This is a genomic window from Paenibacillus sp. FSL R5-0928 (assembly GCF_037970385.1).
Lineage (GTDB): Bacteria > Bacillota > Bacilli > Paenibacillales > Paenibacillaceae > Paenibacillus_AQ > Paenibacillus_AQ odorifer.
The window spans coordinates 2,100,700-2,121,686 of record NZ_CP150225.1; the positions used below are offsets into that span (position 1 = coordinate 2,100,700).

Annotated in this window: 36 protein-coding genes; 32 read left to right on the forward strand and 4 right to left on the reverse strand. The window is 43.1% G+C overall.

Features of this window, described 5'->3' with window-relative positions:
* Positions 1–64 precede the first annotated feature (64 nt).
* Positions 65–592, reverse strand: coding sequence for a hypothetical protein (locus tag MKZ16_RS08905; protein ID WP_036684355.1), 528 nt, complete (start codon positions 590–592; stop codon positions 65–67).
* A 214-nt stretch (positions 593–806) separates the two neighbouring features.
* Between MKZ16_RS08905 and MKZ16_RS08910 the strand changes: the two genes are divergently transcribed.
* The 7 genes from MKZ16_RS08910 (at position 807) to sufB (ending at position 7,264) form a co-directional block, all read left to right on the forward strand.
* Positions 807–1,109: a DUF1805 domain-containing protein gene (locus tag MKZ16_RS08910; protein WP_036684352.1), complete on the forward strand. Its 303-nt coding sequence runs from the start codon at positions 807–809 to the stop codon at positions 1,107–1,109.
* A gap of 239 nt (positions 1,110–1,348) precedes the next feature.
* Entirely contained in the window at positions 1,349–1,810 is a 462-nt protein-coding gene (locus tag MKZ16_RS08915; RefSeq protein ID WP_036684350.1) for a Dps family protein, read from the forward strand.
* Between the two features lie 280 nt (positions 1,811–2,090).
* Positions 2,091–2,873: a Fe-S cluster assembly ATPase SufC gene (sufC, locus tag MKZ16_RS08920; RefSeq protein ID WP_036684347.1), complete on the forward strand. Its 783-nt coding sequence runs from the start codon at positions 2,091–2,093 to the stop codon at positions 2,871–2,873.
* 26 nt (positions 2,874–2,899) lie between these two features.
* Positions 2,900–4,201, forward strand: coding sequence for a Fe-S cluster assembly protein SufD (gene sufD, locus MKZ16_RS08925; RefSeq protein WP_036684344.1), 1,302 nt, complete (start codon positions 2,900–2,902; stop codon positions 4,199–4,201).
* Positions 4,198–5,424 carry a cysteine desulfurase gene (locus MKZ16_RS08930; RefSeq protein ID WP_036684342.1) on the forward strand — a complete coding sequence of 409 codons (1,227 nt, stop codon included), beginning with the start codon at positions 4,198–4,200 and terminating at the stop codon, positions 5,422–5,424. The genes sufD and MKZ16_RS08930 overlap by 4 nt, the downstream gene beginning before the upstream one ends.
* The gene (gene sufU / locus MKZ16_RS08935; RefSeq protein WP_076104489.1) at positions 5,411–5,833 is read left to right on the forward strand and encodes a Fe-S cluster assembly sulfur transfer protein SufU; all 423 of its coding nucleotides are present in this window, start codon (positions 5,411–5,413) and stop codon (positions 5,831–5,833) included. Before MKZ16_RS08930 ends, sufU begins: the two co-directional genes overlap by 14 nt.
* Positions 5,834–5,866: 33 nt before the next feature.
* On the forward strand, positions 5,867–7,264 hold the full coding sequence (sufB, locus tag MKZ16_RS08940) for a Fe-S cluster assembly protein SufB (protein WP_036684335.1): 1,398 nt from the start codon (positions 5,867–5,869) through the stop codon (positions 7,262–7,264).
* A gap of 63 nt (positions 7,265–7,327) precedes the next feature.
* On the opposite strand, the gene MKZ16_RS08945 is transcribed toward sufB, so the two are convergent.
* From MKZ16_RS08945 to MKZ16_RS08955, 3 genes are all read right to left on the reverse strand, one after another.
* Positions 7,328–8,476, reverse strand: a complete 1,149-nt coding sequence (locus tag MKZ16_RS08945) for a site-specific integrase (protein ID WP_076104490.1) — start codon at positions 8,474–8,476, stop codon at positions 7,328–7,330.
* Between the two features lie 13 nt (positions 8,477–8,489).
* Positions 8,490–9,374, reverse strand: a complete 885-nt coding sequence (locus MKZ16_RS08950; RefSeq protein WP_076104491.1) for an ImmA/IrrE family metallo-endopeptidase — start codon at positions 9,372–9,374, stop codon at positions 8,490–8,492.
* 75 nt (positions 9,375–9,449) lie between these two features.
* Positions 9,450–9,857, reverse strand: coding sequence for a helix-turn-helix transcriptional regulator (locus tag MKZ16_RS08955; RefSeq protein ID WP_076104492.1), 408 nt, complete (start codon positions 9,855–9,857; stop codon positions 9,450–9,452).
* A 142-nt stretch (positions 9,858–9,999) separates the two neighbouring features.
* On the opposite strand from MKZ16_RS08955, the gene MKZ16_RS08960 reads away from it, so the two are divergent.
* From MKZ16_RS08960 to MKZ16_RS09080, 25 genes are all read left to right on the forward strand, one after another.
* Positions 10,000–10,275 carry a hypothetical protein gene (locus MKZ16_RS08960; RefSeq protein WP_081393362.1) on the forward strand — a complete coding sequence of 92 codons (276 nt, stop codon included), beginning with the start codon at positions 10,000–10,002 and terminating at the stop codon, positions 10,273–10,275.
* A gap of 1 nt (position 10,276) precedes the next feature.
* Complete coding sequence (locus MKZ16_RS08965) at positions 10,277–10,543, forward strand: group-specific protein (RefSeq protein ID WP_036684541.1); 267 nt, start codon at positions 10,277–10,279, stop codon at positions 10,541–10,543.
* 55 nt (positions 10,544–10,598) lie between these two features.
* Positions 10,599–10,799, forward strand: coding sequence for a hypothetical protein (locus MKZ16_RS08970; protein ID WP_076104493.1), 201 nt, complete (start codon positions 10,599–10,601; stop codon positions 10,797–10,799).
* Positions 10,800–10,803: 4 nt separating this feature from the next.
* Complete coding sequence (locus MKZ16_RS08975; protein WP_076104494.1) at positions 10,804–11,079, forward strand: hypothetical protein; 276 nt, start codon at positions 10,804–10,806, stop codon at positions 11,077–11,079.
* 6 nt (positions 11,080–11,085) lie between these two features.
* The gene (locus tag MKZ16_RS08980; protein ID WP_076104495.1) at positions 11,086–11,781 is read left to right on the forward strand and encodes a Rha family transcriptional regulator; all 696 of its coding nucleotides are present in this window, start codon (positions 11,086–11,088) and stop codon (positions 11,779–11,781) included.
* A 25-nt stretch (positions 11,782–11,806) separates the two neighbouring features.
* Positions 11,807–12,115 (forward strand): hypothetical protein, encoded by a 309-nt coding sequence (locus MKZ16_RS08985; protein WP_076104496.1) that lies wholly within the window; start codon positions 11,807–11,809, stop codon positions 12,113–12,115.
* Positions 12,105–12,578, forward strand: a complete 474-nt coding sequence (locus MKZ16_RS08990; protein WP_076104497.1) for a hypothetical protein — start codon at positions 12,105–12,107, stop codon at positions 12,576–12,578. Before MKZ16_RS08985 ends, MKZ16_RS08990 begins: the two co-directional genes overlap by 11 nt.
* A complete protein-coding gene (locus MKZ16_RS08995) occupies positions 12,568–12,966 on the forward strand; it encodes a hypothetical protein (protein ID WP_076104498.1) in 399 nt (132 codons plus the stop codon). The genes MKZ16_RS08990 and MKZ16_RS08995 overlap by 11 nt, the downstream gene beginning before the upstream one ends.
* The gene (locus MKZ16_RS09000; protein ID WP_076104499.1) at positions 12,966–13,334 is read left to right on the forward strand and encodes a hypothetical protein; all 369 of its coding nucleotides are present in this window, start codon (positions 12,966–12,968) and stop codon (positions 13,332–13,334) included. The genes MKZ16_RS08995 and MKZ16_RS09000 overlap by 1 nt, the downstream gene beginning before the upstream one ends.
* 33 nt (positions 13,335–13,367) lie before the next feature.
* A complete protein-coding gene (locus MKZ16_RS09005) occupies positions 13,368–14,342 on the forward strand; it encodes a hypothetical protein (protein WP_076104500.1) in 975 nt (324 codons plus the stop codon).
* A gap of 166 nt (positions 14,343–14,508) precedes the next feature.
* Positions 14,509–14,769 (forward strand): hypothetical protein, encoded by a 261-nt coding sequence (locus tag MKZ16_RS09010; RefSeq protein ID WP_036684308.1) that lies wholly within the window; start codon positions 14,509–14,511, stop codon positions 14,767–14,769.
* On the forward strand, positions 14,766–14,924 hold the full coding sequence (locus MKZ16_RS09015) for a hypothetical protein (protein WP_179090000.1): 159 nt from the start codon (positions 14,766–14,768) through the stop codon (positions 14,922–14,924). Before MKZ16_RS09010 ends, MKZ16_RS09015 begins: the two co-directional genes overlap by 4 nt.
* Complete coding sequence (locus MKZ16_RS09020) at positions 14,908–15,441, forward strand: Holliday junction resolvase RecU (RefSeq protein ID WP_076104501.1); 534 nt, start codon at positions 14,908–14,910, stop codon at positions 15,439–15,441. The genes MKZ16_RS09015 and MKZ16_RS09020 overlap by 17 nt, the downstream gene beginning before the upstream one ends.
* Positions 15,434–15,736, forward strand: coding sequence for a hypothetical protein (locus MKZ16_RS09025; protein WP_036684300.1), 303 nt, complete (start codon positions 15,434–15,436; stop codon positions 15,734–15,736). Before MKZ16_RS09020 ends, MKZ16_RS09025 begins: the two co-directional genes overlap by 8 nt.
* 140 nt (positions 15,737–15,876) lie before the next feature.
* A complete protein-coding gene (locus tag MKZ16_RS09030) occupies positions 15,877–16,554 on the forward strand; it encodes an HNH endonuclease signature motif containing protein (RefSeq protein WP_076104601.1) in 678 nt (225 codons plus the stop codon).
* Positions 16,555–16,588: 34 nt separating this feature from the next.
* Positions 16,589–16,855, forward strand: a complete 267-nt coding sequence (locus MKZ16_RS09035) for a hypothetical protein (RefSeq protein WP_036684298.1) — start codon at positions 16,589–16,591, stop codon at positions 16,853–16,855.
* Positions 16,856–16,892: 37 nt separating this feature from the next.
* Positions 16,893–17,579 (forward strand): hypothetical protein, encoded by a 687-nt coding sequence (locus tag MKZ16_RS09040; RefSeq protein WP_256715463.1) that lies wholly within the window; start codon positions 16,893–16,895, stop codon positions 17,577–17,579.
* 53 nt (positions 17,580–17,632) lie between these two features.
* On the forward strand, positions 17,633–17,980 hold the full coding sequence (locus MKZ16_RS09045) for a hypothetical protein (protein ID WP_076104502.1): 348 nt from the start codon (positions 17,633–17,635) through the stop codon (positions 17,978–17,980).
* 5 nt (positions 17,981–17,985) lie between these two features.
* Positions 17,986–18,582 carry a dUTP diphosphatase gene (locus tag MKZ16_RS09050; protein WP_076104503.1) on the forward strand — a complete coding sequence of 199 codons (597 nt, stop codon included), beginning with the start codon at positions 17,986–17,988 and terminating at the stop codon, positions 18,580–18,582.
* Positions 18,583–18,584: 2 nt separating this feature from the next.
* Positions 18,585–18,854, forward strand: coding sequence for a hypothetical protein (locus tag MKZ16_RS09055; protein ID WP_076104504.1), 270 nt, complete (start codon positions 18,585–18,587; stop codon positions 18,852–18,854).
* A complete protein-coding gene (locus MKZ16_RS09060) occupies positions 18,847–19,251 on the forward strand; it encodes a hypothetical protein (RefSeq protein ID WP_076104505.1) in 405 nt (134 codons plus the stop codon). Before MKZ16_RS09055 ends, MKZ16_RS09060 begins: the two co-directional genes overlap by 8 nt.
* A gap of 18 nt (positions 19,252–19,269) precedes the next feature.
* Entirely contained in the window at positions 19,270–19,458 is a 189-nt protein-coding gene (locus tag MKZ16_RS09065; RefSeq protein WP_076104506.1) for a hypothetical protein, read from the forward strand.
* Positions 19,459–19,537: 79 nt separating this feature from the next.
* Positions 19,538–20,338 carry a DNA adenine methylase gene (locus MKZ16_RS09070; protein ID WP_076104507.1) on the forward strand — a complete coding sequence of 267 codons (801 nt, stop codon included), beginning with the start codon at positions 19,538–19,540 and terminating at the stop codon, positions 20,336–20,338.
* A 103-nt stretch (positions 20,339–20,441) separates the two neighbouring features.
* Positions 20,442–20,693, forward strand: coding sequence for a hypothetical protein (locus MKZ16_RS09075; RefSeq protein WP_076104508.1), 252 nt, complete (start codon positions 20,442–20,444; stop codon positions 20,691–20,693).
* A gap of 8 nt (positions 20,694–20,701) precedes the next feature.
* Positions 20,702–20,986: a hypothetical protein gene (locus MKZ16_RS09080; protein ID WP_076104509.1), complete on the forward strand. Its 285-nt coding sequence runs from the start codon at positions 20,702–20,704 to the stop codon at positions 20,984–20,986.
* The last annotated feature ends 1 nt before the right edge of the window (position 20,987 follow it).

Below are 20,987 nucleotides of genomic sequence, written 5' to 3' on the forward strand. Positions count from 1 at the left end.
AGAAAGACCAATAAGCACCTATTCCCAAAGAGGGAGGGTGCTTATTTGCTTGTAACGCATGCGCTTACAGAAACTCGTCGATTTCATTTAGATTAAAGCTGTACACCTGCTTCTCATCCACATGGTAGACACTTATAGAGTTGGCTGCTTCATCAAAGTTTAAAATACGACAGGGCATGGACACTTGTTTCCCGTACCGGTTCGCTCGTAAACGTACCAATTGATTATTCTGAATATACTGACGAATCTTCCCGTATGCATCAGCTGGCGTTTCAATTGCCGTTTGCTGTGCAGGCGTTTCTGCCTGTTTTTTTATCGGTGTATCCAGCTGCTTCTTCGTGGATTTTGGAGGCAGCTTTAATGAAATGGGAGGAGCAGAGTTTTGATTCAAAGCTAGTTTAGCGGAGCGTAGCAAGCTGTCAATGGTTCTCCCTAATTCAAGACCGGAGTTAATGTTGAAATCTGTGATATGGTCATTATTGTTCAACATTTCGAGCAGAAATTGCAGTGCAAGCGGGTTGGTACGGGCATTAATCAGGATGTCGACGTTAAATAAATAATTGCCGTCTGTGCGTTGTAGTTTCTCGTCCATAAATCCCCCAGCTTTTCGTTTAGAACATCTCTGAATGGTTACAGGAATGTAATTAACTATAACATTAAACATGCAATATTCATATACCCAGGACTACTGGAATAGGGACTATTATACTGTATTTTATACTAGGCATAGGACTACCGTCAGCACACCCACGGGAAAATTAGCATACATATACAACGTGGATAGTGAAAAAAAGGAGGTGCTGCTATTGGTTACTATGGAGCCTATTACAGTAGGTGAACATACGCTGATCGGGGTAGAGGTTAAGCTTCCCAAAACTACACTGCTCTCCATCAGCACGAACCGAGGTTATATTATGTGCGGTGCACTGGATGTCGGTCTCCTTAATGAAACCCTTAGTGATCGGCATATCATCGCGGCTCGTGCGGTGGGTGTACGGACACTTGCCCAGCTTTTAGCTGCCCCGTTGGAGTCTGTAACGATAGAAGCAGAGAGTCTTGGCATCGTACCAGGTATGACGGGTGCGGAAGCGTTACTTCTTATGGTCTGACCGGAAAATTTAACAATTCCAAACAAACGGGGCTTAGGCCCTTTTTGTTTGTGTGCAAGTATTCACATTTAAGCATAATCGGGTGTGTCTTTGCTCATGCTAGTACAAATAAAGGGGTTATGGAAGGCTTCTCCTTGTTTCGTATTACAGGTAAAAGGGTAAATTAAGAATAGACAAGTTACTACCGGACGAAGGAAATAGTAACCGGTAAATATAATGGATAAGGTAGGGATCATCTCATGGCTAAAGCATCGAATAAAGTAAATACAACTTCACTGGAACAGATCATGAATCGTCAGGTTGCTAACTTAAATGTCCTGTACGTAAAAATTCATAACTTTCATTGGTACGTCAAAGGAGAACAGTTTTTCTCCCTTCATGTGAAATTTGAGGAATTATATAATGAAGTAACCCTTCACATGGATGAAGTAGCAGAACGCTTGCTAACCATCAAAGGCAGTCCGGCAGCAACATTGAAAGAATATTTGGAATTAGCTACAATTCAAGAAGCTACAGGTAAGGAAGATACACGGGGAATGGTTCAGTCTCTGATTGAAGACTTCGCCACCATCTCTGAAGAGCTGACAGAAGGCATCGAGCTTGCCGAAGAAACCAAGGATCAGCCAACCTCAGATATGTTCATTAAAATCCGTAGTGATCTGGAGAAACACCAATGGATGCTACGTTCATTTCTTAGCTAATCATTAAGCAGTTTGAATAAGACTTCCTGCGGGAAGTCTTATTTTTGCGTTAGTCTTATACTTAATGAAAATCTTCTCTGAGTCACAAGTGATTAGCTAAAGAGAAATTTGTAAAAAAACAAGGTTTGATATAAAATTAGTGAGAATCATTGATAATCATTGTGATTCAATTTATAATAATTATAATGTGATAGAAAATCTAATTGTGCTGGGAATCAGGATTATCCTGTTTCAATACAACTTTTGATTTCGCAAATCGATCAATGGAGGGAATAATATTATGGCAGCAGAATTTGTCATTGAGGGTCTTAAAGCGACGATTGAGGGAAAAGAAATTTTGAAGGGGATTAACCTTCAAATGAAAGGTGGCGAAATTCACGCCATCATGGGACCAAACGGTACAGGTAAAAGTACTTTGGCTTCGGCGCTAATGGGTCATCCTAAATACGAAGTAACTGATGGAACTGCAACTCTTGATGGTGAAGATCTTCTGGAGATGGCTGTTGATGAACGCGCACGTGCAGGTCTTTTCCTTGCAATGCAATATCCAAGCGAAATCTCTGGAGTAACTAACTCCGACTTCTTGCGTTCTGCCATTAATTCCCGTCGTGAAGAGGGAAGCGAAATCTCGTTGATTCGTTTTATTCGCCAAATGGAAGCAAAGATGAAAGAACTAGATATGAACCCTGAGTTTTTACACCGTTACTTGAACGAAGGCTTCTCCGGTGGTGAGAAGAAACGTAATGAAATTCTACAAATGATGATGTTGGATCCAAAAATCGTGATCTTGGACGAAATTGACTCCGGTCTTGATATTGATGCTTTGAAAATTGTAGCTGAAGGCGTAAACTCCATGCGGAGCGAAGAACGCGGCTTCTTAGTTATTACCCACTATCAACGTCTTTTGAACTACATCAAACCTGATTATGTTCACGTTATGATGCAAGGTAGAATCGTGAAATCCGGTGGTCCAGAGCTTGCACAGCGTCTGGAAGCAGAGGGTTATGAATGGATTAAAGAAGAACTTGGAATTGAAGATGAAACTGTAGGGCAAGAAGCGTAAGAAACGCCAGGAAGGAGGAGACCACTATGACGACACAGACCATTCTTCCGGTGGATGCCGAACGCTTGAGCGAATTATCGCACAGCAGCGGCGAACCGGGTTGGCTGAAAGAAAGCCGCTTGAAGGCACTAGAATTGGCAGCTACTCTGACACTGCCTAAATTAGAGAAGACACGGATTGATCGTTGGAATGTCAATAATTATGGTAGCTATAAAGCAAGTGAACCTTTTGCTTCGCTAAGTGATGCACCTGCATCTATTTCTTCCTTGATCAAGGATCAGGAGGAAGGCAGCCTGATTATTCAACGCAACTCTGGTGCAGTATATACACGTATCGCTCCTGAGCTTGCAGAACAGGGTGTTATTTTTACAGATCTACAGACAGCTGTTAAAGAACACGGAGATTTGGTTCAACGTTACCTGCATAAAGCCATTCAGCCAGACGAGCATTCTATCGCAGCGCTTCATGCTGCATTGTGGAATGGTGGAGTATTCCTCTATGTTCCTAAGAATGTTGTTATTGAAACTCCGCTTCAAGCAGTGCTGTTAACGGATGATGCGGAAGCTACTTTTGTTCCACACATTCTGGTCGTAGCTGATACTAACAGTTCCGTAACCTATGTAGACAACTACGTATCGGATAAAGAAGAAGCTGGACTACACAATGGTGCGGTAGAGGTATTCGTGGGCGCTGGCGCTAAAGTTCGTTATGCTACAGTGCATCAGCTTGGTGTAGATACTACAGATGTAACTTATCGCCGGGCTGTTGTTGAGAATGACGGAGTCATCGAATGGATCGTTGGTGAGATGAACTACGGAGATACTGCGAGTGATACCAAGTCTGTGCTTAAAGGCAACGGTTCTAGCTCCGACGCTAAAGTAATTGCAGTAGGTACGGGATCACAGAAACTGAATTACACCACTCAAGCTCAGCATTTTGGCAAAAGCACACCAAGTGATATGATCACTCGTGCAGTTATGCGTGATTCTGCTACTTCTATCATCAACGGAATCACCAAGATTGAGAAAGGTGCTACTAGAGCGGATGGCCAGCAAACGGAAAAAGTATTGATGCTGAGTCCAAAAGCCCGTGGTGACGCCAATCCGATCCTGCTTATTGATGAAGATGATGTTACAGCCGGCCATGCCGCTTCCGTAGGACAGGTCAATCACGAGCAAGTCTTTTACCTAATGTCCCGCGGAATTACACGGCATGATGCAGAGACTCTGATCATCTACGGCTTCTTGGCTCCTGTTGTGTCACAAATTCCACTGGAGGGACTGCGCAATCAGCTCCAATCTCTTGTGGAAAGGAAGTTAGTTCAATGATTAGCAACGCCATCCGGGAGCAATTTCCCATACTGAACCAAAATGTGAACGGACATCCACTGGTCTATCTGGACAGTGCTGCTACTTCACAGAAGCCTCGGAAAGTGATTGAGGCGGTCAAGTCGTATTATGAGTGGGATAACGCCAACGTACACCGTGGAGTCCATACTTTAGGCAGCCGAGCAACCGATGCCTACGAGGGAGCCCGGGAGAAGCTAGCTAAGTTTATTAACGCCCGCAGCACTAAAGAAATTATCTTTACACGCGGAACAACTACAGCATTAAATATTGTGGCCTCTTCTTATGGACCCTCTGCTGTGGGTGAAGGTGACGAAATCGTCATCACCTTAATGGAGCATCATAGTAATCTGATTCCATGGCAGCAGCTCGCTAAGAAGACAGGTGCTACATTAAAATATATACCGTTGCAACCTGATGGAACGGTTACGTTGGAAGCTGCCGAGCAGACGATTACGGATAAAACCAAGATCGTTGCTATCGCTTATGTATCCAACGTTATGGGAGTAACTCATCCTATTAAAGAGCTTGCGGCTATTGCTCATCGTCATGGTGCAGTAATTGTCGTAGATGGTGCACAAAGCACACCACATATGAAGGTCGATGTGCAGGATCTGGATTGTGATTTCTATGCACTATCTGGTCATAAAATGCTTGCACCAACCGGAATTGGCGCTTTGTATGGCAAGAGAGCACTTCTCGAAGCCATGGAGCCCGTCGAATTCGGTGGCGAGATGATTGATGATGTGGGTCTTTATGAATCCACATGGAAAGAACTGCCTTGGAAGTTTGAAGGCGGTACGCCGATCATAGCTGGTGCTGTTGGTTTAGGTGCAGCCATTGATTTCTTACAAGAAATCGGATTGGATGAGATACACCGCCATGAGAAAGCTCTTGCAGCGTATGCAGAGCAACGTCTGTCAGAGATCGAGGGTCTGAACATTTATGGTCCTCGGAATCGTGAAGTCGGCGTTGTCACCTTTAATCTGGGTGACGTTCACCCGCATGATGTCGCTACAGTGCTAGATGCGGAAGGTATTGCCATCCGCGCTGGTCATCACTGCTGTCAGCCGCTGATGCGCTGGCTGGAAGCCAGCTCTACAGCACGTGCAAGCTTTTATCTGTATAATACTGAGCAGGATGTAGATCGATTGGTGGACGCTTTAATCAAGACAAAGGAGTACTTCAGCTATGAACTTGGATGACTTATACAGACGCGTAATTATGGATCATTATAAAAGTCCTCGGAATCGCGGTTCATTTGAAGATGATGCTCTAAAAATCGAACTGAATAATCCAACCTGTGGTGACCGTATTACTCTTCAGCTTAAGGTAGAGGATGGAATTGTAAAGGATGCCCGTTATAATGGTGAAGGCTGTTCGATCAGTATGTCATCGGCTTCGATGATGACTGAGGCGATCAAAGGACAAACGGTTGAACGTGCGCTTGAACTGGCCGATAACTTCTCCTTACTGATGAAGGGTGAAGACGTGGATTTTGGAGATTACGAAGACATTGAAGCCCTTTCGGGTGTGAATAAATTCCCTGCGCGGATCAAATGCGCAACACTGGCTTGGAACGCACTTCGTAAAGGAATTGACGAAGAAGAGTAACATAAATAACAGTAGAACAAGGAGGCTGACACCATGGCTAAGAAAGCGCCTGATATGGAAGAATACCAGTACGGGTTCCGTGATGAGCATAAGTCGATATTCCAGTCTGGTAAAGGTTTGACGGCCGAAATTGTTAAAGAAATTTCAGCGATCAAAAATGAACCACAGTGGATGCTTGACTTCCGCTTGAAATCTTTGGAGCAGTTCCGTAAAATGCCAATGCCTACATGGGGCGGCAATATGGATGATTTGGACTTCGAGGATATTCAATACTATGTAAGACCTTCAGAGAAGCAAGGGAAGACTTGGGAAGAAGTTCCTTCCGAAATCAAAGAAACCTTTGATAAACTGGGAATTCCGGAAGCGGAACAGAAGTTCCTCGCCGGCGTATCGGCACAATATGAATCTGAGGTAGTCTATCACAGCATGCAGAAGAGCCTTGAAGATCAAGGGGTTATTTTTACAGATACCGACACTGCATTGCGTGAGCACCCAGAGCTTCTGAAAAAATATTTCGGGACGATCATCCCTCCAACCGATAATAAGTTTGCCGCACTTAACAGTGCAGTTTGGTCAGGCGGCAGCTTCATCTATGTTCCTAAAGGTGTGAAATGTGAAGTTCCTTTGCAGGCTTACTTCCGTATTAACTCCGAGAACATGGGACAATTCGAACGTACTTTGATCCTTGCTGATGAAGACAGCTTCGTGCACTACGTAGAAGGATGTACTGCTCCAATCTACAGCACGAACTCTCTGCACAGTGCGGTTGTTGAAATCTTGTGTATGAAGAACGCTCGCGTTCGTTATACCACAATCCAGAACTGGGCTCCAAACATCTACAACCTCGTTACCAAACGTGCGGTTGCAGAAGAGAATGCTACGATGGAATGGGTCGATGGTAACATCGGTTCCAAGCTGACCATGAAATATCCTGCGGTTGTTCTTAAAGGCCGTGGTGCTAAAGGTTCAGTACTATCCATCGCGGTAGCAGGTAAAGACCAGCATCAGGATGCGGGTGCCAAGATGATCCATTTGGCTCCAGATACAACATCCACCATTGTATCGAAATCCATCAGTAAACATGGCGGTAAAGTAACTTACCGTGGTCTAGCTTCCTTCGGCCGTCAAGCAGAAGGTGCGAAATCGAACATTAAATGTGATACGCTGATTTTGGATAATGAGTCCACTTCGGATACTATTCCTTACAATGAAATCATGAACGATAACATCGTTCTTGAACATGAAGCAACCGTGTCTAAAGTTTCTGAGGAGCAACTGTTCTACCTGATGAGCCGTGGCCTCACAGAAGCTGAAGCGACTCAAATGATCATCATGGGCTTCATCGAGCCGTTCACAAAAGAACTGCCGATGGAATATGCGGTCGAAATGAACCGTCTGATCAAGTTCGAGATGGAGGGAAGCATAGGATAACCTTTATTTACAAGGGTTTTCTGGTTTAAAAGGTGGTGACCGCCCCCTTTTTGCCCCCTTTGCTTAATTTACGTAGTTTACGTAAAGAGTGAGAGCATCATCTTCAATTTTTTCAGTAATATGCAGATACGTGTCCGCTGTGATCTTGACACTCTTGTGTCCAAGACGAGCGGACACGTATTTTATTGTGGCCCCAGCTTCCAGTAGATGCACAGCGTGGGTATGCCGGAGTGCGTGAGGTGACAATATGGGTAGAGCGACACGTTTACATACAGCCTTAAAATAATCTCTCACAACATTTGTCCTAAGCCATCTACCGTCATGTTGCGAAAAGACTAAATTGTCTTTAGAGGCTTTGTAGTTTTCGTATCGAAGAACTACTTCTTTCTGGTTAATGCGGTGCCGCCTAAGAATTTTAATCGTAGGCTCGTCCAGCTTTATAAGCCGGTTGCTCGATTTAGATTTTGGTGTAGAGATGTACGGGTTAGTATTTAGGGGATAAACGAGAGTTTTACTAATAGATAAGGTTCGCATGTCCAGTTGAATGTCATCCCAAGTTAAAGCTAGTGCCTCACCGATCCGGATTCCTGTCCGAGCAAGCAGTGTAAAGAGCGTTTCATATTGTCTCGATTCCTTATACTTTGAATTTTTGACTGGTCGAGCTGAAGTAAGAAACATATCTAATTGCTCCCGACTAAACCAACTCACTTTCTTCTTATCCTCAGTTTCTTTGGGTATTTTAATTTTTTGCAAAGGATTCTCACGGATAATATTAAATTCATGAACGGCATCGCTCATTGCACAATTCATGATACTGTGTATCCGCCGAACAGTCCCTTCGCTATAATGCCCCCGCAATTCGTTTATCCACTCCTGATACTCATTACGAGTGATTTCTTTGATTTTTAAATGACCCCAGCGAGGCAGAATATTCAAGCGTACATTTCGTTCCTGAACCGTGTACGTAATAGGCTTAACATTAGGCTTTTTATACACCTCAAGCCATTTTTCGAAGTATTTGTTCACAAGTTCATTGCCATCAGGCATAAATCCATAATATTCAACTTCCAGTTGTGCAGCAGCAGCAGCTAGCACTGCCTCTGGTTTGGTTTTGAACCCCCCTTTAGATGTTTCGTCCTGAGCACCTGTTTTACGATTTGTGAACTTAATTCGGTACTCCCAAGTTGAACCTCGTTTTCTGTAATAGGCCATCTACACAACCTCCTTACCATGATAACTTTCTAGTCATTATTTGATCGCGAGCGATCTTCATATCTACATCGTGCATATGAATAACGTAACACCTTTTCTTCAAACCGTGTCTGTACAAGAGTTGGTGGACCTGTAATGTAACAATACCATCGAAACAAATAACGTCACTACTAAAGGTTGACATGCATTCAATTCGCTGCATTTCATCCAAATCAATCTCAGGAAGTCGCTCTCCGATGGGTAATTCAATTTCGCGGCAGTTTATTAATGTCCATTCATCCAGAGTGACTATAAGTTGGGAGGGCCCGTCAGTTGTTCCAGAAGGATCGTAATACACAGCAAACTCCACCTCGTCGTTCACGGTAGTATTCACCTCCTTTCGTGGCTGGATTGCATTCGAAATCTCAGCATTCATACCCCCTTCGAATTCCCTCCGTAAAATTTGTTCATACCTCTTTTGCGCTAATTCTAAGTTAACTGAGAAGACAATTGATAATTGCTCTATAGCTTGTCTGCGGTCTGGAGAGAGAATTATTTGATTAATCATGAAGAAAGGCATCAAAGCATAAATTTTAAATTGTTCTGTGTCGTCTTCCTGATATTTAACAAAGGATTTAGGTAGTAAATTTTGGTTGCCTGAATGCCTTAGGAGATGGCCTAACTCGTGAAGAAAGTCTTCTCTTTGTTCTTGTAATGTTTTTTGATCATTCAAAAAAATTAACAGTTTACCTTTTTTAGTTTGATGAGAAGTACTTCGCACCTTTACATAGGTTACAGTGACATTTAATTTTTTGGCGATAGCTGAGACTGCGATATCTCCTGGAAGATGAATGCCATTTTTAATATAAAGGTGCTTCACAAACTCTTCTAAGTGGGTTTCTTTGTAATATTTAAACATAAGAGCCTCCTATTCAGATCGTATGTTCGTATTTATGGGTATGCAGAATCAACAAAATAGCTGATTCTACGGGATTTATTTTTCATCAGATTCAGAAGCGCGTTTGATAATTTCCCATATTTGTCTTAGTTCCTTGATTCTCTCTTCTGGGGCATCCAATAGCTCTTTGAAAAATAAGTTGTTCTCGGGATCGTTAATAAAAGATTCAAACTCGAATTGCTCCTTATTTTTGTCATCTGATGAGTTTTCGAGTAGAACATCCAAAGACACATCGAAATAATCAGCAATGATTCGTACTGATTCCATTTTCGGATCAGTTAAATTATTTTCCCATCTAGAAACCATGCTCTTGCTGAAGGAAGTGGAATACCTGCTGTTAATTTCCTTTACGAACTGGTCTAAACTCAATTTTCTATCTGACCTTAGTTTTTTTAAGAGATCACCAAACATTGGAACGCCACTCCTTCTTAATATTACGTACATCTAATATAATACATATTTCGTTCCTATAATGCAACAGTGTGATAAAATATTATTCCTATTTAGGAACAAAAGGTGTTGACAGTGCAGATAAGTTGGTTTAATCTGATGTTGTTCCTATTAAGGAACGAAAGGAGGGGCAACAATGGCAACAATGTCGCCTAATGCAAATCGCAGAAGACAGCCATACACGAAGATCAAAGTTTTTCTATATCAGAAGAACATCCCTCAGATTGAAGTGGGACAGGTGATCGGGAAAACTGTAAGTGCGATTAATCAAAAACTAAATGGAACTGGAGGTGATTTCTCTTTGGGAGAAGCAAGGATCCTTTGTGAGCACTTTGGTATCCCGAAGGAATTTTTTTTTGAGGTGAGTGTTCCTATAAAGGAACTAAGTAGTTCGGAGGTGACAAGTGAATAACATTCTTTCAGTAAACGTGAATAAAACAGAAGTCATGAAAATGTGTCGTGAACAAATTGAGTTGCTTGTTAAAGAAGTTGACTCCGAATATGTTTTTTGGGATACATCAGAACTTAAGCGTCGTACTTGTCTTTCTTGGAATACAATACAATCTCTTTTCTTCTTCGACCCTCGATTTCCAAAACGAAAGATTGGGGGGAAGTGGTTTTTTCCTGCAAGAGAAACACGGCGTTTTTTGGAAGAGTGGCTTGAGGAGCAACCACGATGATCTATCAGCCATCATAACCACATTATAGGGTTTTATACCTGAAGGGAGATACCCCATGAGTAAAAAGAAAAGTAGATACCCTGATCTGGTAAGTATATTGCAAAACTGTTTAGATCGTGGGTGCACACCAGAACAAATGCAAGACTTCATCGATCGAGCTCGTCTTTACAATATTGATCGTCCGGATATGTTAGCACTCATTGATGACTTAGAAGTAAGATATATAACTTCTCTAGGTGAAGGTAAGGAGGTTTAGTTACGTGACAGTAATCATATGCAGTACAGTCAGATGCCCTTATCCCAATTGTGGTCATACAGGTGATGTAATCACAGTCAATCATTGCCGCACTGCTCATGAAATGGAGCGCAAAGAACTGTTTGGGAGATTCGGTAAACCGCAAAGTATCGGATACGATCCTCAAGCCGCAAACAAGAATTTAGAAGGACATACGCCAGTTCAACGGTTAAATATCGGATACCCTAGTGACTCCATTAACGCGAAAGATAGGAGATCAGCTAGGAGTAAAGGGAGGTAGCGATTCATGCATAAACAAATTGTTAAGGAGCCAGTTACAATTGACAGCCGTGAAGTAGCAGACATGATGGGTAAACGTCATGACCATCTTTTATCAGACATTCGGAGATATGCAGAGATTTTGGACTCCCAAGATCTCGGGAGTCATCAATTCTTCATTCCAAGCCATTATCTCAATGCACAGAACAAAGAACAGCCTAATTACCTCTTGACTCGTAAAGGTTGCGATATGGTAGCCAATAAAATGACAGGAGAAAAGGGTGTGCTCTTCACAGCTGCTTATGTGACTAAATTCGAAGCTATGGAAGAAAAGATCAAGAATCCATTCGCTGGGGCTAGTAAAGAATTACAAGCAATTCTGATGCTGGATATTCGAACTAAAGAAATGGAAGATCGGGTAGAGCATTTAGAAAACCGCACAACGATTGATTACGGGCAGCAAAGAACACTAAAAAAGGCAGGGAACAAACGAGTTTTAGAAATCGTGGGTGGAAAGAAATCAGCAGCCTATAAGGATAGCAGCCTTTGGACGCAAGTATATTCAGCGCTGTGGAATGAATTCACTGAGTTCTTTGAGATCAATTCATATAACAACACATTCATTAAAGATTACGATCGTGCGCTTCAATACGTTCCGCTTTGGAATCCACCCAATAACCTAATGAGACAGGTTGAACAAGCAAATGGTCAAATGTTGTTTTGAACTCATCAAGAATAGGAGGGATCTTATGGACAAGCATACAGTTGTTGCAGATCTTCGAGAAGAGCTTGCGTTTTGGAAGACAGTTGAAGATGATGCGTTGTTACGAGGTGGCGAGATTGATTTCAATATCTATTTATTTGCTGCTAGAATTCGGCGCGGATGTCAGGATCAGCTACTGAAAGTATGGGATGAAATTGCATTAAATGAGTTTAGGAATAACCGATCAAATGAAAATCAGCCCACCGGGTTAGGAGCCGGTAGGCTGAACACGAACATAACAAATATAATTACGGTCAGTTTATCAAATGTTGGAGGAAAAAGCAATGCAAGCTAAAGATTGGAATTTACCTATGGTAGATGTAACTGGACGAAAATATGAGGTTACAATCCAATCTACAAGTTTATTTAATGCAGTTCTATCTATGCATAAGCGCCAACCCTATGCCGATCCCATCCTTGATGGGATGGATTTCACGGCTCAAGAACGTGCAGCAATAGATCACTCTAAATATGTAAAGGACATGCGTGAAGAGTCGCTAGACCTTGTTTCAAAAACGATGAATTATCCGGAATGGATGAGAACTCCAGAACAAAGGAGAAGAGACTTTTTAGAGCGTCAGATACAGCGTGAGAAAGTAACTTCAGGCTGGACCAACGGTAATTTTAGTTGTCTAGCCTGCGAGACAATTATTTCTGAAGGCCAGATACATCTATCAGCCCATGGCGGTCATATCTGTAATTATCATTGCTTCGGTAACAAATTAATAAAAGATCGAGCTGAGTCAAATGGACATTGATATTAAGCAGTATATCAAGGATATCAAGATACTACGTGCCCAAGCTGATCAGTACGATGGGAACGCCCCAGGCGCGGACATTATGAAGATTGAACTACTGACTAAAGCACATATGCTCATGGGACGCGTGGCAGCTGTGAGAGAGGGGGAGTATTGGCGGATATACGCACTTCGGAAATCCACCTATGCTCGCGCCAAGATGGAACCAGGCCCCGGAGATAAGGAAACACGCGCTGAAATAGCTGTAGAGGAACTGAGGATGTTAGAAGCTGAAGCTATGGAAGAAAGAAAGATGTGGAAAAACGAGCATGAGTCTCTGTTACAACAACTATTTGAACTACACCTGAAGGCTAATCGCGAGAATAGGACTCTAGGAGGTGGACTTTGATGGCTAAAGTAGATTCGAAACGCGTGGCGGAGCGTGCACGGATACGCCTAGAACTTAGAATTGCCTACCAAGACCAATCAAACTATATACGAAAATGCGGCAAGGCGTGTTCCAAGAGAAATAGAACGATAGAAGGATTAAGGATAGCGCTGAAACGGATTGATAAACGTTCTATCGAGGTGGAACCTGAAGAGACTATGAAAAAAACAAAGCAAACAACACCTGAAAAGGAGAGGCCGCACAAAAAAATTATTGGGGTTTGTGTCTGTTGTAGAGAAAGAATTTACTCGAAGAAAAATGTCTATGAGTATCAGGGTGCATGGTACTGTTCGCGTAACTGCCGGGATATAGCAATTGATGCTGGGTAGTTCATGAAAATGTAAAAGTAAGCAGGTGGTGAAATGGACGGCTGGATCAAACTACATCGAAAGATTATAGAAAGCGCCATTTGGGATAAGCCGCCGCTGTATCTGAAGGTCTGGATGTATTTGCTTATCTCAGCGCAACATGCTCAATACAAGGGGCTTAAACGAGGGCAAATTAGTACCTCTATACCCGATATCATTGAAGCTTGTAAATGGCATGTAGGAGCCCGAGTAGAACGGCCGACAAAGGACCAAGTATATCAGGTTTTGAGCTTTCTACGAAAACCCGATGGAGGGGGTCACGAAAGCGACACGGAAGCAACGATGATTGCAACGACGAAAGCAACGCACGGAATGCTTGTAGAAGTGCTTAACTACAGCGTTTATCAAGATTCTGGTGAGGACGAAAGCAACGACGAAGGCAATGACGAAACGGACGCGAAGCCTACGCGAGAGCAACGGCAACCCAACAATATAAACAAGAATGTAAAGAATGACAAGAATGAACAAGAAAAAGAATTAAAAAAATCTTCCTCTCAGAAAAACGCTAAACGCGTTTATTCCGAGGATGACCGAGTCTATAAACTGGCTAAACGATTTCATGAATTGGCCTATGAGAATGCTCTCCAACTTGGGACAAGCCATTTAATCAAGGAGCCTAACTTTCAGAACTGGGCGGACACATTCAGATTGATACTTGAAAGAGATAAGATCCCAGAGGTTGAGTTAGGCGAAGTTATCAAATACGGTCTGAACGAAAACTTTTACCGGACAATCATATTTAGCCCTACTAATCTCAGAGAACATTATCCAAAAATACTAACGCATATGAGAGCACAACAGCAGACAAAACGAAATAGCAGTACACCGAGTGGAAAGCCAAAGCTTGAAATTACAACAAATGCTGGTGCTGAATCGGTTAGCGCTGAAGAGTTAGAACGTTCAATGCAACGGGCAAAGGAAATGAAAGCGGCGAGAGAAAGAGAACAGAAGGAGGCAAAACATCGATGACCTTTCTTAATTGTCGAACTGACGCTGAACTTTTGCAGATCATAAACGATGAATCACTTGACTATGACATACGAATCCACGCAACTAAAGAACTCATAGCTAGAGAAAAAATAAAAAAGCTTATAATGCTACTCGTCAATCGCAAGCGAGAAAAGGTGTGGTGATTATGACTGCTGCTGAACGCCGGGAGAAGTACTTGCTAAATGAATTCGATAGAATCTTTGAATCCTTGGAATATCGACTTTTTGAACATCTGGCCGCAGCTGACCATATCGTAGCTAAAATTATCTCAGAGGCATCTACTGCAGGTGTTGGGTTATCAACTAGCCAAAAAGTTGTACGGGCAAGGATTGAAGACATGATTGACCAAATAGCTGAAAAACGTGAATTAGAAACTCCAAAAAGAGCGAGGAAAGATTCGAAATGACACATTACGAGGTTGGTAAAAAATATAAAAAGATCGCAACGGTAGTTAAAATTCACAAGGAAGTCCCGAGTGTACTGATGATTGATGATTTGCGTTATGTACTTGATCCGCCGCGGACTCCTAGAAAGGGTGGTAAAGATGGCTCAAGGAAATAGAGGTGCAGCTTTTGAAAACTTAATTAATTTCACAAATAAATCCTATGAACATAGAGAATTAGCCGTCATCAATAAGCGATCAACGCCAGTAAAGGTAACAAAGAGTAAAGGAACAAAGGTACTTGCAGGATTCTTTGAAGCTAAGTCAACAGTTGATTATGACGGCATTTATCGAGGACGAGCATTATTTTTTGAAGCTAAGTCAATTCAAGAACTTGATCGATTTGACCTAAAGAAGGTTGAGGATCATCAGTATGAACATTTAGAGAAGTGCCATAAGTTTGGAGCACTATGCTTCGTATTAGTGGAGTTTAGAAAACAACGCAAAACATATCTTCTCCCGTTTACTGCACTGAGAGCATACAAGATGGAGGCAGCTCGTGGAGGGCGTAAGAGTATGACACTAGATAACATGGAGATAGATGCCTATGAAGTTAGTTCAGGACGAAGCATGCCACTAGATTATTTAGCTACAGTTGATAGAGTTTGGTTCGAGGACACTCAGAAGAATGCCTGATAGAAATGGCTGGCTGACCCGTAACGAAGCTGCAGAATGTGGTAAGCCACTTTATATCACAGGCGGTCCCGGATGGCGTCCAGAACGTCCCAAAGGATGGGCAATCCTACCAAAATATCGATGTGCGCAACTTAAAGCTCATGTGGAAGCTACCGAACAGCCTATTGCTTATCTTCATGTACGAAATGCAATTCCACCTTATAGCTATGCTCCATTGTACGCTCGGGATAAACAACAGATCGAAGTAAGCCAGCTCACGCCAGGCGAACTTGCAGAAGCGGAGAGAGGATCATGATTCTGGTATGTCTCCAGTGTGGATCAGATATGAGGGAAATAACTCCGGACTTATATCGTTGTACTGAATGTGAGTGGGAGGCAGAGCAATTATCTATAGAACAACCTACTAAACAAAATCAAAGAGAGATGAGGTGTAGCATGGTTCAAGAAACCCCTCATAAAACTTTCTGGAAACCGCAGAAACAAGAGAAACCCAAGAAGACAAGCAGCTTAGGGCAGCGGAAGAAGGAGAAGAAAGAGGTATCTCCTTTGAAGCAAAAGATATTCGCAGAACACAAGCCAGGTAAAAGTTCAAAACAGCGCTGTGAGTTTCCAGCGGCAGTAATTAAGGAATTGATTGCAGAGGCTGACGGTAAATGTTCACATTGTAAAACTGCCCCGGATACAACAACACATCATGTAATGCCACGAGGAAGAAAGGGCAGGGGAGTTAAGACAAATGGATTACGCCTTTGTGGGGTCTGCCATGACATTATCCAAACGGATGAAGAGCTCTTGCAGTACTGGATTTCAGTGTTTTGGAATAAATACGGCGATTACTTCTGGTTTGATGAACAAGACTGGAATGAACACAACCACAAGTTAAACAAGCAACTTGAGTTGGAGAAAGCAAGGGATGAGCGGCTGCAGCAGATTGAACCTATAGCGGATCTAATCGCAACGGCAGCTGGTAGGGATCTTCGAGTAAAAGAAATTAGATTACTGGAATCCTTAGAAACTAAGGATCTGAATACCTTCACATCAATGTTTACTGATGCTCTTAATGGCTATGCTGCACAGGGATCTTACCATCCTAATGACCGATTTGAAGATTAGTAAATTCATATAACAACGTGAGGCGATTAGTGGAATGACTGAAACAGAACAGCGCAGACACTTCCAGCGGATTAAATCCCTGAGTAACGATAAGTTTTGGCGGTACATGAATGTACTGCATACACGAGCTTATACCAAGGCAGAAAACCATTATCAAGAGGCTATGGATATCGTATTAACACCAAAGCAAAAAGCAGCAGTAATTGCTAAGGCTAATGAGATTCGAGAGTTATGGGATGGCATGCCATCAATCACTTTGGATGCTACAGAGGATGCAGAAATGCGGGAGTTGGGAGTTTAAAACAAATTCGGGCGTTGCCCATAAGGAGAGATAAACGATGAGCATGGATATGAACGCAATTATTAATGATAAATTGGCAGAACTGAACGCTGAAGGGTATGTAGAAAAAATTATTAAAAAGCAGCTTGAAGACACCATTAAGGATGTTGTCGAAGACTCTTTGAGAAGCTGGAGCGATTTCGGCAAGGGATTGAAAGAAGCCGTAAAAAATCAGCTACAGATTAATCTTGAACAATTGGATATTCCATCTTATAACCACGTGATTCTCGATGCTATCAAAGCAGAACTGGAAAGATCTGTTCATGATGTTGGTGTTGCCAAAATGCAGGAGCAGTTGCAGGAGTTACTGGGAACGAAGCAAGAGTCAATTAATTTCTCTGAAATTATCAAAGAAATGGTTGAGGACGAACTCAAAATTGGGGAACTCGAGTATGAGGATTACAAAGAGATCACGGTCCATGCAGATAAAAATTACAGCACACTCGCCTTCATTTACTTTGACCCACAACCCGATCAACCTACTTATCGCTGTAAATACCGCCTGGTTCTTGATGCAGACGGAAGCGTCAATAGTGTACAGATTTCCGACAAGACATTTGATAAGAAAGCAATTATGGGCGGTCTGCACGGACTTGAAGCAACGCTGTTTAAACTTTACACGCATGGCACGAAGGTCATTATGGATGACTATGAAACAGAGTTTAGCAACCCTGAATACGATTAAGCGATCTTGAGAGAGGGTTAACTACCCTCTTTCCTATAAAGGAGCTGATAAGCATGATAAAACTCACGGAAGTACTTCTAAATGGGCGCGGAGATATCGCAAGTGAAACGCCTGTATTCATTCCGGTAGATGTAGTGTTTAGAACTTACAAAGTCTATACCGATGTCACGATTCCCGGTGCCGGACATGCGCTGGTTAAGGAGAGCCCAGAAGAGATTGCCAACATGATCCTTGATTATAAACTGGCTATGGAAAGATACAAGGCATCCAGCATAGCAGCCTACCTTTATCGTACACAAGAGGGCGAAAATCCATATACGCCGCCGCTTGATCAAGAGTTCATTTTTGGGAGACTAGCCGGAGTCGAGCGCTTTAAAAAATCCATTTCAAGGGAGACATAACCAGTATGAGCACATTAACACTCGATCAAATGTATGAAATGCAGAAAGTATTGGATGCACGAATCATCAAAGAAAAGGGGCTTGAAGGCATTGACCTGCTGCCTAATACGATATTAGCTCTTCAGGTAGAAATCGGAGAACTGGCGAATGAATGGCGCGGATTCAAGCATTGGAGCAAGAATCAGAAACCGCGTACTCGTGCCGTGCGGAGCTTGGGCGCAGATGATATTGGTGTCGAGCGCGGAGAAGCTTACAATCCTCTACTCGAAGAATACGTAGACTGCCTACACTTCTTCCTGAGTATCGCACGACAGCTCGACCTTCCGGCGTATCGCTTATACATCCCGGATGATGTAGCGGAATTAGAAACGGTTGTTCTATTCACGGAGATTTTACACAATGTCGGAATGATCGTTGGGAGCGAATTTTTGGTCGGAGGATACGAAAGATTCAAAGATCAGCAATGTCACTTTTTCCGGGGAGCACTGGCTTGCTTTTACTCGCTTGGTGAGCAACGCCTTGGCTTCTCATTTGAACAGATCACTGAAGCCTATACAGCAAAGAACAAAGTAAACCATGATCGTCAATCCAATGGATATTAGGAATGAGATCTGCTGAAGAAACACTTGAACTGCTCTTGCAAGGTATGGATAAGCGGCGGCAGTATCTACGTCGGAAGCTCCGTAGGATTGAGAAGCATGGTACGAAGCCGCGGCGCGGTGGAGGAAACGAACTGAATAGGCTCAAATACTCCGGGCGCGCCGGAATGCTATCCGAGCACGCGACAATCCTTTGTATGCTTGAGGACATACGCCACAGCCGCCAACACCCAGACAATCTATATAACGAGGAGGATGATACGGACGATGACTAATCCTATGACACCAGAAGAAATCGAAGAAACTAAAAAACTGTTATCCATAGCATCAAACGATACGTTGCAATCAATCTCTATGGACCTGCTGGCTGCTCTAGAAGAGTCACAACAACAGGTTAATGATCTGAAAGAGGATAAACGCAAGATATTCGCGGTACACGATGAACAGTGTGCCAGATCCTCTGAATACTACAACGAACTGATATTTGTTAAAGGAAAGCTGGCAGAGGCACAGCAGACCATAGCCCGACAACATGAACAAATAAAAACTCAGGATAAAATTATAACGGGTCATTCACGGATTATAGCCAGATACCACGATGCACTAATTAAAATATCTCAAGACACTACAGACGAAAGGACAGCAGCATTCGCTTGGTCAGTACTTGAATAAGGAAGGGAGCGACAAGGCATGAAATTGACCGTAGAGCAAAAAGAAGCATTGTATCGAAAGAGACAGATAGAACGGCTGAATTTTTCTGAATTGGCAGCCAAATTGAATTGCACTCGTGTACAAATGGTCAGCGCTCAAATGGGAAATAACTTGCCTGACGAAGTGTACAGTGCTGTAACGGATTGGATCGGGGAGGGTAGGTCTTGACACAGGTAAAGGATAAGACAAACATTTGCCCCCGAGAGAGGGCAGAGGCGGCATATATCACGCTACAGGGGGAGAAAGGATGAAGGCTCAGCGCGTCCTGCACTACCCGGGCAGTAAATGGAGTATGGCTGATTGGATTATTAGCCACATGCCACGGCATTCAACCTACTTAGAGCCGTACTTTGGCAGTGGGGCGGTATTGTTCAATAAGCCGCCAGCTGTACTAGAGACTGTGAATGACCTGGACGGAAATGTTGTCAATCTCTTTCGGGTGATTAGAGACAAGCCGGAAGAATTATCACAGGCGGTATATTGGACGCCTTACAGCCGAGAAGAATACCTTTCCTGCCAAGCCGGAGGGGATTCGGATCTTGAAAATGCACGACAATTCCTTGTTCGCTGCTGGCAAAGCATTCGTGTTAAGACTGGAACTATATCAGGTTGGAAATGCCGAGGGACGCCAGATGACTCATACCGTGTGAAACAGTGGAACAACCTACCAGATAAAATAGCGGCTGTTGCTGAACGTTTAAAAGATGTACAGATCGAGAATCGACCAGCGCTGCAGGTGATAAATCGGTACAACAGATCGGACGTTTTGATCTATGCGGATCCACCATACTTGTTAGAAACCCGTAACGGAACAATCTATGACAATGAGATGACGGACGAAGATCATATTCAGTTGCTTGAAACTCTGATAGCTCATGAAGGTCCAGTTTTCCTCAGTGGGTATGAAAACAGTCTGTATAACGAGCTTTTGCAAGGATGGAGACGGGAAGAGCGGCAGCAAGTCATAGAAACAGGACAAAGCCGAACAGAAGTACTCTGGATCAATCCACGAGCCGCAGGGTTGGTAGGACAACTAGAGTTATTCTAAGCCGAAGGCCCCCGTAACGACCGAATAGGCGCGAGCCGTAAGAGATCATTCAGATCATTAAGGGAGTAGGAGTATCCCTCCTCTCCCACTAAGGGAGGAACACATGAGCAAATTTAAATCTTCCACACACCAACGAATTGACCAAAGAGTGAAGGAGTTATTGCGGCCTGAAATTATACAAGGTGCAACCTACCGGTTCCGATGGTATGAAAATGAAGATCCTGTAGAGCGCACGGTCCTTTCAGTTGACGGAAGTACGGTCACATATCAAAAGCCAAGTGGACAGGCGAAATGCTCAATAAGCACGTTCCAGAGACTATTTGCAGTACATGGCACCGAAATTATTGCGGGGTAGGAAGTCCAATGACACAAAGGGACTGGCAAAATGATATGGAGTTCATACTTCGTGAAAAAGAGCGTGTTCAGCTATTCAAGCTACCCACAAAAGAAGAGGATATAGCAATTTACTGGCTCCAAGAAGCCAAAGAGCGCGGAGAACGGGAACGGCAGCTGAAGGAGGCAATTGAAGAAGCTTTAAAGTGGACTTGGTATCACGGTGAAGCGAACATGGTCGAGATTGATACAGTCCTGAATGATATCTTAGCCACCCTTTACCCAGATACCCCAGCACCCAAGGAGGGCGAATAGA